The sequence below is a fragment of the Metabacillus rhizolycopersici genome (genome assembly GCF_020075705.1).
The window spans coordinates 1-13202 of the sequence record NZ_JAIQUM010000103.1 but is presented as its reverse complement, the minus strand read 5'-3'; the positions used below and the strand labels follow the sequence as shown (position 1 = coordinate 13202).

The window sequence follows — 13202 nt, the reverse complement described above, 5'->3', positions numbered from 1 at the left end:
TAGCTAAACGTTGATATCCAAGCTCTCCTTCTTGATATTCTCGAACTACCATAATCTTAAATTCATCACTATATTTAGTCATAAATAAACACCCCAAAGGTTAGATTTTCAACTCTAACTTTTGGGGGGCATCACAAATTTCCTTAAATCCAAAGGTTTTTTGAATATAACATAATAGATATTATGTTTATATTGATTCCGACCTGCTCTTCTCATCCTTAGTTTTCTTCCTGAAATGATTACGAATCATGACAACAATCAGCATAATTAACGGAATGATCACTAAAAAAGGAATGCTTATGTAATAGGCTGCAAGTTTTAGACCTTCTTCGATATGTTCTGCAAAATCCGAGGCAATTGCCATGGATAAAAAGAGGATAATCACCCCCATTGGCAAAATAATTGGTTGAGGATGTTTCAACTTAAACAAATCGACGATTCCAATTATTGCACCATAAAAAAAGATAGAGACTTTAAAAAACACCGTAATGAGAAAGGTAAAGACAACAATAGCATCCATTCGTTGAATAAAATCGAAAAGATTGACCTTTCCAATGGTTGATAACAAAGGGAACGTAGATCTCTCCACTTCTTCGATACCAAGAACAGCGATATCTAAACTTGTTGTATAACTTAAGATAAGACCGCCTGAAATTAAGGCAGACAGCCAAACCTTTTTAGCTAATTCGGGCCGATTTAAATAAGGAAGTAGAAAGGTAAAGATGAGCATTTCTCCGAAAGGGAGAAATGTAGTTGATGGAAAGACTGTTGTTAAGATGGGTTTCCATCCATTTTCAAGAAACGGTTGCAAATTATGAAAGTCAATATTACCAGAAATAAGAACCAAAAGGTTTCCTACTACTCCAAATAAGAATACTATGACAATAAATACTTCTGCCGTCCGTGCTAATACTTCAATCCCTAGATAAAGGACATAACACATAACAAGAACGAATAAGATATGGATTGCTAATAACGGTGTTTTAGACATTGTCGATGTAAGCATCAAATCTCCAAAGTCACGTAAAGTTCGAGCAGCAGCGTACATAAAAAAGACGACGTATAGTAGACCAATGATCCAACCAACGTATTTGCCAAATATTTTCCTAGCATATCCGGTCAACGAGAGGTTTGGATATTGGCGAAATAAAGAATAGTAAATAAAAAATAAGACGACTCCACTACACATTCCTAAAAGAATGGCAAGCCAGGTATCTTTTTTAGCACCTATTCCATAACTTATAACCAATGCAGTTCCCATCTCAAATATAAACATCATGGCAAATAGTTGAATGACACTAATTTTGGCTTTCTCCACTGTCTAGAAGCTCCCTCCTTTCCCTAATGGTTTAATCTGTACACTTGTTACATCTTATCTAGTTATTCATTCTACCCTACTTTCCTATGCTCAATACTTTTAAGGATCAAGGAATGTATACTCTATACAAACTTAGTTAACATAATGTTATGTTATAGGTACAAAAAAAAGATCTTCGATTGGGGGCTGTTGACAAATACCCCTTCATACAAAAAAGAAGATGAATATCTACTAAATGTAGTGTTCATCTTCTTTTTTATTTACTATATGCTGTGTCTAGTAATGAGACTCTTTAGTTTGTCAACAGTCCCGATTGGAAGATCCTTTTGGCTGCTTATTAAATTAAAGCACCTTTTAGTTCAATAGGGTAATGTATAGAAAGTGTAATATTTATATCAAATTGACACTGAGAAACAAAGTAACACGAAACCAATAAGAAGTAACCAAGAACGAATAGATTGAAAGAACATCCATCGTTTTCTTATCTCCTTCCAATCAGTAGGTGGATTGTCTGCATCCCATTGTTGGATTTCCTTGTTAATAGGAACATTATATATAATAGTTATTATTGTTGCTAAAATGAACATTCCAGCAGAAGAAAAACGGCTTGTAAGCTCGATACCTCCAAGTTCTTTAGTAAATAATGCGAAAGACAAGGTTAGAATCACACTTACAGGCATAAATATGGGCATAATAAGTCCATATGTTTTCAGTGAACCTTGTTCAAAACCTATATGTTGCTTTTGAGGTAATTGACGGATAACTGGATGTACTAAAGCGTATGAAGTAAACTCAGCACAAGCAGTGAAGCCCGCTATTATCAATGTAATAAAACCTAAGAAATCCAAATTGTCACATCTCCTAAAATTCAATTAATAATATCTTTCTTACTATACAAGTTTTGAACAGTTTTTTGATATTAGTAATAATTTTTTCTTCAACTAACCTGCTGCGTTCGTATTATAAGGTCAGCCAGATATTTCTGGTTGACCTTATAATACTATGTAGTCGGTTAGAAGCTTCAACAGGTGTACTCATCAGTCAAGAGGGACTCAATCAACGCTTTAATCCAGCAGCTGTCGCATTCCTCCGTAAAGTTTTTACTTCGCTCCTAACACAGAAACTTTGTGCGACACAAGCGTTATCTTCACACATGATTTCTGCTTTCAAACGTATTCGGATTTTGGATGCGACTGTATTTCAGCTACCTGATTCCTTCGCTACGGATTATCAAGGCTCTGGAGGAAGTAGTAACACAGCTGGTGTGAAAATCCAATTAGAATACGATTTGCTTAGTGGCCAATTTTTAAACGTGCAACTAGGACCGGGGAAAAATAATGACAAAACCTATGGCACAATTTGTCTTGAGAGTGTGGAGGCAGGCGATTTATGTCTGCGTGACTTAGGTTATTTTGATTTGCGAGATTTACAAGCGATTCACAAGATGAGCGCCTTTTATATCTCTCGATTAAAGTTAAATACACGTATTTATGTGAAAAATCCTGAACCTGAGTATTTCAAAAACGGTACACGAAAGAAGCAGACTGAATATATCCAACTCGATATGGCATAAATCATGAAGGGATTAGAACCGGGTGAGACCATTGAGATCTCAGAAGCTTACATTAGTCAGATTCAAAAATTACCGACACGCGTCATTATCCACCGATTAACGACTGATCAAACCGAGACACGGCTAAAAAACCAAGCCGTACGTGAGAAGAAGAAAGGCGTTGTCATGAAGGAAAAAAGTAAACAGCTAATGGGGATGAACGTATCTATCACGAACACACCACCAAAAGAAGTTCCGAGAAATGGCGTACATGCCCTTTATTCATTACGTTGGCAAATAGAAATTTTGTTTAAAACATGGAAATCGTTCTTTGAGATTGATGAGTGTAAGAACATCAATCTCAAAGAACGATTAGAGTGCCATTTATATGAACAACTCATTGGGATTCTTCTTTTTTCCTCCACGATGTTTCAAATGCGACAGCTCCTGCTGGAAAAGAAAAAACAAGAGCTAAGCGAATACAAGTCGATTTATATGATTAAGGACTATTTTCCATTACTATTTGGGGCTATGTCTGGTGGCACACATGAACTCTTAAAGGTTCTCCATCGCCTCTATCAATTGCTTAAAAAGAATGGGCGTAAGTGTCACCAGTATCAGAAAAAGACAGTCTTTGATATTCTCGGTATCGTGTATGAAACGACAGTAAAGCAGAAACAAGCTGCCTAGCGAAAAAATCATATTTTAATAGGTTTCTTTGTCATGCTTATTTTTCTGATACTCACTGGTGTTGGAGCAAGAATCGCCACGCTTCTAACAGTTTCTGCCGTTAGCTTGATGGATATGGGATAGGGTCAGAAAAATGCGCATATTTACAACGTTAAGGAAGTTTTTTATGGGTTGAGCTAAATTAGACTTTACCTGAATAAAGCTTCCATTTTTATTTTCTCTATTCTCTGAACTAACTTATAATTTTATGTTGATATAAATCACTAATAATTCTATTTTGCATATGTTCTATTATTAATTTTAGATCCTGACAGTATACACTTGGGTTTCTAAAACCATTTTTCCCACTCCATCTATGCACAATAGATCCCCCTCCACAAACTGACAGAATAGAACAATTTAAACATTCATTTGAAAGTAAATCATTATTTTTCGCACACATTTGAAATAAATCTGTTTCACGAAGTGATTCTATTGTGTCTTGGACAACATTTAAACCTAAACGTGTCATTTCATTACCGCAGGTTCTGATAGCATCATAAGGTTCTAAACTTCCATCAGTTTCTATTACTACATCCGTTACAGGGGTTCCCCCCAAACCTGAGACGTTTGATGTACCTACTAATAGTGCTTTTATCACACCATTGATCCATCTTACTTTGATTGTAGTATCTTGATCATTATACCATTGGTCAAAGATTCCAATGTAATATTGAGCTAAGGAACCAGGAGGCCACTTTGGCGGATTATCATAGTGATAATCCGGCCATAAAAAGTCCATTTCTTTTATTCCTAAACTTTTAAAGTGATTATATATATCTACCCCAGAAAATTCTGGATTAGCCACACTTAAAACTCCCCAACCTATCTTTGAGTATTCTGATGCTATTAATAAATTTATTGCTCTTTTTACATCTTTATAGCTTCCCCGACCTAAATGATCTGTTCGGTACTTATCATGCCATTCTTGTGGTCCATCAATGCTTATACCTATTCCTATGTTATAAGAGGAAAAGAGATGAATCCACTGTTTATCTAATAAAACACCATTGGTTTGAATATTTACTGCTACTTGAAGGTTATCTGGAGCTAAATCCAAAACTTCATTAAAAAACCATTCCATCCACTCTTTCCCTGCTAATAATGGTTCTCCTCCATGTAGAGTAATTCTTACAACTTTTGTATTATTCCTACATGCATATTCAAAAATACGTTTTAAAGCATTAGTCGCTACTTCTTTATGCATAATTTTAGGTTTTCGTAAAAAGCTATTATCCCCCATATTAAACATATAACAATAACTACAATTTAAGTTACAAGTGGATGTAATTTTGATAATAAAATTGTATGATTTCTCCATTATTTTCACCTCGCGATAAAAATAAGTTCAACAAATGTTGAACTTATTTTTATTGGTCTTATTTAGGTTTGAATATACCATTTTTACCTATATTGTTAAGTATATCTTTATCTATAGTCTTAATTGTATCTTTACCCACCTTGCTTATAGGGTTGATTATAGCAACGTCACTTTTTCCATCTTTGTTAAATCCCACTTGCAAAAACCAAGATTTATCACCAGGATCTCCTACTGGGCTAAGTATTTGACCTAACGCAGGATTGATTTCAGTTATTTTTTTTATTTCTTCTTTACTCAATTTTAAACTCTTTAGTTCTTCAGGCATTTTTTCTCCTCCTTATAATTTGAACTTAAACCTTAATAACGATGATAAATCCTAAATCAAGCTGTTTTACATAAATGAAAAATTTATACTGTTTATTGTATGAGAAAGAACATGCTACAATTAATAAAATATTCAGTTTTTTTAAAAATAGGGCTGTTTTTAGAGAACAGATCTTACAAATGAGGTACAACACAGGAGAAGAAACGAAAACTACTATTATTCAGGCTGCTTTTAAATTATTTGGAACCAAAGGATACGATGGTACTAGTGTAGGTGATATTTTAAATGAAGTAGGAAAGACAAGAGGAGCATCCTACAGTCATTTTACAAGTAAAGAAGAGTTGTTGATGGAAGTCATGCATATTCGAATGGAAATTCATATGGATGATTTAGAAAATATGTTTGAGCAACAAGTTAATCAGGAAACATTTAAAATTAAATCCTTTATTCGTCAATTTTTTGAAATATTAATTGAGACAACAACAGCTCGTCCTTATTGGATCGGGATTTATTTAGAATTAATTAAATTCACTCTATCAGAGTAAGTACTCCTTCCTACGTTTGTACGCTCTCTATTCAATGATTGAAGCAGTTTCTTCGTCAACGAGGTAATAGTATAAGAAAACAACAAATTATCTTCTTCCGCTACACATATTCCGTTAACGTAAATTCTAGAACGTTTCTTTTTATTTTCAATGAGAGCTCCATACCTTGTTTCTTCGATTAGCTTTTCTCCTGAATATATCGAAAAATTCTTTGGCCTTTTCAATATCTTCATCTTTTTATCCCACTACAAAAGTCTTATTTTAAAGGATAGTCAAATCACCAATAGAGTATAGATCTCCTGTATGCTATAATTTTTTACTGTCATTAATTGCCTATGGTTAGAAAACCTATGCAGTAAGAGGAGGTGTTTAGTGTGAAGAAAATTTTCAAACGTATTTTTTACGGTATTTTAATAGCAATTGGAATCTTATTTATTATTGGTATTTTCGTACCTGGAGAGATTACCGTAAAGGGCGAATACGGACAAACTGATGACCTATCCCTTTATTCAGGCAGCTTTATTTCAGATGAAGACTATGAACCGACGGAAAAAGATTTACTCGGTCACACAATCTCCGTTCTTAACCATTTGGATAAGCATGAATGGAAAGATGTTGATGATTACTTCCTCAGCAGTTATGTTCAAGAAACGGAATTAGCTGATGTTTATGGTGTTTGGGAAACAGATCCTGAGGATATCGTTTCGGTCAATTACATTGTTGAAAACAAACAATATACAGCTTTTCTTGAGGAACTAGAGGTTTCACCAATAGGAGTCGATTATACGAACGGGGTAGAATGGAGGACGTTCCCATATGACGTATGGGTTGACTTTTCCTTTGAATTAACACGAGTGATTGAACTCGAAAATGAAAAAATAAAAAAGGACAAATTCGAAGTAATGGGAAACTATCCACCATTATGGAATTCTAATACTGATGTGACACGCTGGTATCTAGGCGATTTCACGCTTAGGTCAATTGACCCGTCATTAAATTAGGGTAAAGGTATAAAATGTATGGCAAGAGGAGTGAACGTTTTGCAGAGAAAAATAGTCCCGTTCTGGATCATGGGGATTTTATTCCTCTTATCAGGATGCTCTTCAGCACTTGATACAGTAGATCGATTGTATCCGATGCACGATCTTGTTTATGATGAAACGGGAAATACGTCTAAAATATTTAGAGCCTATCAATCTTCCATTAGTAAAGTGACTAAGGCAATCTCTAATGAAGAAGAACCTATGAAGCTTTCATCTTCTGACAAGCGAATCGTTCTTGTTTATGATGACTATCTTGTTCAAATCTATCAAGATATTCAAAATCCAGATGATGCATTAGTTGAAGTATCTGACGAAAAATTTGTGAAACAAAACTATACAACTGATTATTTTTCTACATATGGAATTGCTGATGCTGCAGAGGAAGCATACGACATGGACCTAGATGATCACGATGATTCTGGCTCTTCTTCTTCCGGCTCTTCTTCAGGCTCTCATTATTCCGGTTATGTCGGAAATAGCGGATATGTGAAAAATACAGGAACCCCTTCCGTTCGCTTCGGTTCAAATATCTCAAACAGTGCGCGTGGCGGCGGACCAGGTGCTGGAAAATAATTGATAAGGAATGAAAGAAAATGTTTACATTTGAATGGACAGAAATCCTTGATATGTATGAATTGCTGGCAACTCTAACTTATTGGATCATCATGCTCGTGCTAGCAGGTCTTTGCATGTTTATTTTTGAAATGATTACACCTTATAATGATAGAGAAGAGCTTTTAAAAGGAAATGTTGCTGTTGGAACTCAATTTGCAGGAAAATTGATTGGAATTGGCATTATTACAGAAGCATCAATCGCACATAATTTAAGCATTTGGGGTGCAGCAATTTGGATGTTGATCGGCTTCATTTTAATGTTAATTAGTTATTTCTTGTTTGAGCTCATTACACCATTTAAGGTAGAACAAGAAATTAAGAATAATAATATTGCAGTTGCGATTGTGGCAGCTTCATTAAGTATTTTTATTGGATTTGCCGTGTCAGGAAGTATTACATAATTGCGTTTATAGAAAGGAAATTAAGCAGTGAAGGAACAAAGGTATTTATACTTTTCATCAGGAATTGTCTCAATATGCGGGATCGTCTACCAAGTTCTATACGGGGCAGCAGGAAGTTATTTATTCGGAGACAGTGTGCTTTTTTATTGCATTACCATTGGATTGTTTCTTATGGCAATGGGAATTGGTGCTGCACTAAGCGAACAGATTAAACATTCACTTGTTGCCCGTTTTATTCAAGCTGAATTGTTAATTGCCCTATTTGGCGGTTTTTCAATCTTTGGCCTTTTCTTTTTCTTTTCCTACTTCGATGAAGAAATTGCAAAAATCTATTTATATGGAATTATTTCGATAACAGGTTTCCTTTCAGGACTTGAACTTCCAATTTTAATTCGAAGAGTAGAATCAATTCGGGAAGATATAAGTAAAAGTACCGCTCGCGTTCTTTTCTTTGATTACGCAGGTAGCTTGATCGGTTCTGTCGGCTTTGCATTATTACTGCGTCCAATGCTCGGTCTCATTAAAACCGCTTTTTTTATCGCCGCAATCAATGCTTTAGTTGCGTTAATTGTCACCTATCTATTAAAAAAAGAAATTTTCAAGCCAAATCTACATAAAGTCGTCGGTACCACCCTTTTACTTGTCTTAACGCTGGGCTTCTTTTTTGGTGAAGAATATGCCTATTCCTTTGAACAAAAGCTTTATCGAGACCCGATTATTTATCACGAGGAGACAAAATATCAACGAATCATTTTGACAAAGGAACCTGGAGATGTTCGGTTGTTTCTAAATGGGCAATTGCAATTTTCAGAAAGTGATGAATATCGCTATCATGAAGCACTTGTTCACGTTCCAATGTCACTTTCTCCAAACCGGCAAAACATACTCGTTTTAGGCGCCGGTGATGGGCTAGCCGTTCGGGAGATTTTAAAATATAAAGATACAGAACAGATCACATTAGTTGACCTCGATCCAAAAATGACCGAGCTTGCGGATACAAACCGTGAATTACTCCGGCTCAACAAGGGGTCATTAAAAAATGATCGCGTTAAAATCGTTCATGATGATGCATTTAATTATTTAATGCAAAATGATCAATTTTACGATGTGATTATCGTCGATTTACCCGACCCAAACAATGAAGCACTAAACAAGCTTTATACGAAAGAATTTTATTCGCTCATTCGAAATCACCTTACCCCAAATGGAATGGTTTCGATTCAATCGACAAGCCCGATGTTTGCGACAAAGGTCTTCTGGACGATTAATCAAACCGTTCAATCAACAGGAATGAAGACAAAAAGCTATCACTTAGATGTACCAAGCTTCGGAAATTGGGGATTTACGCTTGCATCACGAAATACAATTGATCTACAGGAAGCGGATCTTTCAGTTAAAACTAAATTTCTAAATGAAGATATTTTCGAACCGATGTTTCATTTTGGGAATGACGTCGACTCTCACATTGCGGAAAAGGGAAAAAAATACGTGATTCCGATTAATTCAATGAACCGACCAATTTTAGTTCAGCTATATCAGGAGGCTTGGAGGTATTATTAATTGAAAAAAGAGGTAAAGTTAGTGAGGATAAACGACTTTACCTCTTTTTTGATTTTAAAAGAACGTCCTCTTTAGCTTAATGTCTTAAAGCAGAAGAACAAATTAAAGTGGTCTTATATTTGTTATAAGCATTTCGTGAAATTCGTAAAAACTCCTAACAATTATAACTGTTCTTGCATGGTAGTAAAAAAGCATCGTGAAGAAAGTACAGAACCTCTAGCTTTTCCCCTTTATATGTTATGGTTCTTATTGCTGTAAACCCTGGTTCCTCCAATACTACTGGCGCAGCTTCCGTTGTTACCGCCACTTCCACCTGACCAGTAGTATCAGTTGTTCCCTTATATAAAACAATAAAATTTAACTTCCATCAGTGGGATTTTCTTCATCTCCCATTGATGGTTAGTTGAACTTATCACAAAAAGCCTGACTGACTTTTCTAAGAACCAATTTATAAATACTTAAAATTTAACGAGTCCCGACAGGAAGCCCCTTCTTCAACTTCGAAGAAGTAAGAAGGGGCCGTTCACAAAGATGCTCAAAAATAAAAGGTCATTTAACCAATTTCTTCATCTTAAGAGATTCACTTTTGTTTTACTTCCTTTAAATATATTCGTTCCACTGTTATTGAAAATAATCGTGGACTCATGGATTGATTTCAAACAATGGTTTGATATTTGAATCAGCAGCAATATGTTCAGGATAAATAAATTTGGTTGAATCACGTAAAAGTTCTATGTCCAATTGTTTGAAGCACTCATCAACGAATTCAGAACATATATACTCTTCATCATCACTATGTCTTCCTATACCCAAACCTATACGAGCAACAATCTCCGCTATCTCGCCCTTATCATAATTACGATTAAGTAAATCTACGGCTTTTCCAAGCATTCTCTTTATTTTTTCCTTATCAAAGTTAGGATCATCAACTGCAGCATGCCGACCTACATACAGTTTTCCGTTATATTTTTTCTTACTATTTTCATAATTGTCAAGGTAATGAGAAAGAGGGACTGCCCTGACACCATCGTCCTCCACACTTTCTAATACAACTAATCGGTCATTCCAAAAGAATAATAAGCCTACATGGCTAAATATAGAGTCTGAAGCTTTTTTTATTAACTCACTAACTAAATAACTACCGCTACAAAATAAAATATCGCCCGCTTTTATTTCTTTTTTTGCTTGCTCATAAGAAAGTTGGTTAACTCCGTTAAATTTACTAGTTCCCATATGTAAGCCCTCCACTATTTAATATTTATTTGGGATTGTATGGCTATTGGTATCTTACTTAGGCATGATCAAAACGATTTATTAAAATGATTTACCACTTAGCACTTTTTATGAATAATTCATAACCTTATGTTTGTTATGAATTTCTTACCCTACATGCTATTTTTCTTAATATAAAGTGAGACTTCCATCAGTGGGGGTTTTCTTCATCCCCCACTGATGGTTAGCGAGACTTATCATGCTCAGGAACGCCACATCCTGTGGCTTCGCCTGACTTGGACGTCAATCCTTCGTCGGATCTTTACGGGCAGTTATCTCCCACTTATCTTCTTTGCTTCTCTCGAAAATCTTGAAATGGGAGTTTTACTGCCCGTTAAGGTGGGATAAGGCTTCAAATCCAATTTCAGCTAATACTTTCTGCCCTTCGATGGTAGGGTGAATGTCGTTTGGAAAAACGTATTCAGCTTGATTTTCCCTAAATTCTGTAAAGGCATCAGCAAGAACAATGTTGCCCGCTTCTTGGTTAAGAGCCTGCACTAAAGACTCAATCTGCGGATTTACCATTTGACTTAACAGAACATTACCGATCGCATGTCTTGGATCATTTAGTTGAAATGGATTGTAAAAGTTATATACTACTACAGGAGCATCACTCAATTCACGTACTTCTAATATGATATTTCTTATATTCTCTAACACGATTTGAACCTCATCAGGTGTAACATTATTATCGGAAAATGCCTGTAGTAAATCGTTGCTTCCAATATCCAACGTGATATAGTCTGCATGGGCTACCGCCTGGCGGAATTTCTCATTTTTCTCTAAAGCATTCAACAAATCTTGCGTCGTCCATCCCCCAACACCTAAATCCCGAACACGAAGGTTTGCATAATCTCCCAATACAAAAGGAAAAGCATTTTTAGAAACATGATGATTATGTCGTTCCAGGTTGTAACCAAATGTGATTGAATCGCCGAGTGCGGTAAGTGATTTTTTTGAATTCTCTCCTTTTGCTGATACGGCCCCGGAAAAAAATGCTCCTGCCATTAAAGCAACGGATAATGTAGTCATTAATTTCTTCTTCATCTAATTCTCTCCTCCTAGTTTATGGAACAGGACCTCTGTACTGCTACCAATCGCACTTTCTCTGTTAACAGAATTACGAAACCTATACATTTTATGTAATTTATTCTAACGAATAGAACTTATTGATGGGGTAGAGTCAGGAAAATGCGGATTTACAACGTTAAGCATTTTGATATAAGTCTTTTGAGACATTAGAAATCCTAATTTAGAGGTACTTTGAATATGTCTCAATAGGCTTTACTCTATTGAGATTGTGAAGGTTTCCACTTAAACGGTACAGTTTAGTTCAAGAATATATTCCTAATTTCACTAAGAATAATTTTTTTAAAAAGCATCTTGAAGAATAAAGAAAGTATGTTTAAAGGATACTAATGTATAAATTATACCTTGTGAGGGTTCTTATGATTAGTAAAAGAAAAGTTTTATCATTTTGTACATTAGTTATCCCTTGGTTAACTACTCCATTGCTAGGGAAAAATTCTTTTGTTCGCTTTCTTCCAGTCGCAACTTTTATTGGTTATATTTTTAGTTCTTTAAGCGAAATAGCTGATAGACGTAAGTGGTGGAAAGTAAAAAATGCTTTATTTCCAAATTATCGTTTAGATTTCTCTTACCTTTTAGGCTTATTTTTCATAACAACTATTTGGGTGTTTAAATTAACATACGGTAGCTTTATAAAGTACTTAACATTAAATATTGTACTCGATTATCTTCTTGCATTCCCTATCGTAAAATTTTTCACTAAAGTAGGAGTATTCGAATTCAAGAAAATGCGACCTGGACATTTTTACATATTGTCAGTTGTAACAGCAATCGTAATTTATTTTTATCAACAATTAGTGGAACGAACTATTGTAAAAGAGGTAAATAAATATTAGAAGAAGTATTTGGGTTAAAAATAGAACCAAACATAATTAAAGAATAGTCCTTGTTTCACTAACTGAGTGCTTTAGTTCAAGAGGTAATAGGAAAAGTCGATTTCTTAACATACAGGAAATCGACTTTTTTTATGGATTGAAACTTCCTTATCGTTGTAAATCCGCATTTTCCTGACGGGACCCCATAGCCATCAAGCTAACAAAGTAAATTACTAGATACGAAATGATCCTTGTTTCAAAACGAGCGAGTGATGGAAAAGTAGGCATACCAAAGAAGCCTATTTAAACGCGATTTTTTCGCTAGGCAGCTTGTCTATGCTCCACCGTCGTTTCATACACAACCCCTAGAATATCAAAGACGGTCATCTTCTTATACCGATGACATTTACGACCGTTCTTTTTTAGCAGCTGATAAAGGCGATGCAGAATTTTCAAAAGTTCTTCTGTTCCAACTGCTATCGCTTGAAACAGTAACGGAAAGTAATCTTTAATCATATAAATCGCTTTGTATTCACTCAGCTCCTGCTTTTTCTTTTCAAGCAGAAGCTGTCGCATTTGAAACATCGTAGAAGAACAGAGGAGAATGCCAATGAGTT

At 35.2% G+C, this 13202-nt stretch carries 13 protein-coding genes and 2 pseudogenes; 7 read left to right on the top strand and 8 right to left on the bottom strand.

Going from position 1 to position 13202, the window contains the following annotated elements:
• Positions 1-187 precede the first annotated feature (187 nt).
• Together K9V48_RS24825 and K9V48_RS24820 are read right to left on the bottom strand one after the other, a co-directional pair.
• Complete coding sequence (locus tag K9V48_RS24825) at positions 188-1318, bottom strand: GerAB/ArcD/ProY family transporter (RefSeq protein ID WP_224141788.1); 1131 nt, start codon at positions 1316-1318, stop codon at positions 188-190.
• A gap of 395 nt (positions 1319-1713) precedes the next feature.
• Complete coding sequence (locus K9V48_RS24820; protein ID WP_224141787.1) at positions 1714-2166, bottom strand: anthrone oxygenase family protein; 453 nt, start codon at positions 2164-2166, stop codon at positions 1714-1716.
• A gap of 152 nt (positions 2167-2318) precedes the next feature.
• Here K9V48_RS24820 and K9V48_RS24815 point away from each other — a divergent pair.
• Positions 2319-3560, top strand: a pseudogene (locus K9V48_RS24815) (IS4 family transposase); the annotation flags it as partial.
• 232 nt (positions 3561-3792) lie between these two features.
• On the opposite strand, the gene K9V48_RS24810 reads toward K9V48_RS24815, so the two are convergent.
• Both K9V48_RS24810 and K9V48_RS24805 read right to left on the bottom strand, forming a co-directional pair.
• Positions 3793-4920, bottom strand: coding sequence for a radical SAM protein (locus K9V48_RS24810; RefSeq protein ID WP_224141786.1), 1128 nt, complete (start codon positions 4918-4920; stop codon positions 3793-3795).
• 58 nt (positions 4921-4978) lie between these two features.
• A complete protein-coding gene (locus K9V48_RS24805; RefSeq protein WP_224141785.1) occupies positions 4979-5245 on the bottom strand; it encodes a hypothetical protein in 267 nt (88 codons plus the stop codon).
• Positions 5246-5424: 179 nt separating this feature from the next.
• On the opposite strand from K9V48_RS24805, the gene K9V48_RS24800 reads away from it, so the two are divergent.
• Complete coding sequence (locus tag K9V48_RS24800) at positions 5425-5790, top strand: TetR/AcrR family transcriptional regulator (RefSeq protein ID WP_224141784.1); 366 nt, start codon at positions 5425-5427, stop codon at positions 5788-5790.
• On the opposite strand, the gene K9V48_RS30205 is transcribed toward K9V48_RS24800, so the two are convergent.
• Positions 5754-6023 carry a hypothetical protein gene (locus tag K9V48_RS30205; protein WP_498043130.1) on the bottom strand — a complete coding sequence of 90 codons (270 nt, stop codon included), beginning with the start codon at positions 6021-6023 and terminating at the stop codon, positions 5754-5756. The two genes, K9V48_RS24800 and K9V48_RS30205, sit on opposite strands and share 37 nt — an antisense overlap.
• A 141-nt stretch (positions 6024-6164) precedes the next feature.
• Between K9V48_RS30205 and K9V48_RS24795 the strand changes: the two genes are divergently transcribed.
• From K9V48_RS24795 to K9V48_RS24780, 4 genes are read left to right on the top strand one after another with little or no spacing between them, the layout of a single operon-like run.
• Entirely contained in the window at positions 6165-6791 is a 627-nt protein-coding gene (locus K9V48_RS24795; RefSeq protein ID WP_224141783.1) for a hypothetical protein, read from the top strand.
• Positions 6792-6830: 39 nt separating this feature from the next.
• Positions 6831-7406, top strand: a complete 576-nt coding sequence (locus K9V48_RS24790) for a DUF4247 domain-containing protein (protein ID WP_224141782.1) — start codon at positions 6831-6833, stop codon at positions 7404-7406.
• Positions 7407-7426: 20 nt separating this feature from the next.
• On the top strand, positions 7427-7849 hold the full coding sequence (locus K9V48_RS24785; RefSeq protein ID WP_224141781.1) for a DUF350 domain-containing protein: 423 nt from the start codon (positions 7427-7429) through the stop codon (positions 7847-7849).
• 27 nt (positions 7850-7876) lie between these two features.
• On the top strand, positions 7877-9409 hold the full coding sequence (locus K9V48_RS24780; protein WP_224141780.1) for a polyamine aminopropyltransferase: 1533 nt from the start codon (positions 7877-7879) through the stop codon (positions 9407-9409).
• 642 nt (positions 9410-10051) lie between these two features.
• Here K9V48_RS24780 and K9V48_RS24775 read toward each other — a convergent pair.
• Positions 10052-10642: a YiiX/YebB-like N1pC/P60 family cysteine hydrolase gene (locus K9V48_RS24775; RefSeq protein WP_224141779.1), complete on the bottom strand. Its 591-nt coding sequence runs from the start codon at positions 10640-10642 to the stop codon at positions 10052-10054.
• A gap of 363 nt (positions 10643-11005) precedes the next feature.
• Positions 11006-11728, bottom strand: a complete 723-nt coding sequence (locus tag K9V48_RS24770) for an SGNH/GDSL hydrolase family protein (protein ID WP_224141778.1) — start codon at positions 11726-11728, stop codon at positions 11006-11008.
• A gap of 401 nt (positions 11729-12129) precedes the next feature.
• Between K9V48_RS24770 and K9V48_RS24765 the strand changes: the two genes are divergently transcribed.
• A complete protein-coding gene (locus K9V48_RS24765) occupies positions 12130-12606 on the top strand; it encodes a hypothetical protein (protein WP_224141777.1) in 477 nt (158 codons plus the stop codon).
• Positions 12607-12906: 300 nt separating this feature from the next.
• Here the strand turns inward: K9V48_RS24765 and K9V48_RS24760 are convergent.
• Positions 12907-13202 (bottom strand): annotated as a pseudogene (locus tag K9V48_RS24760) (IS4 family transposase); the annotation flags it as partial.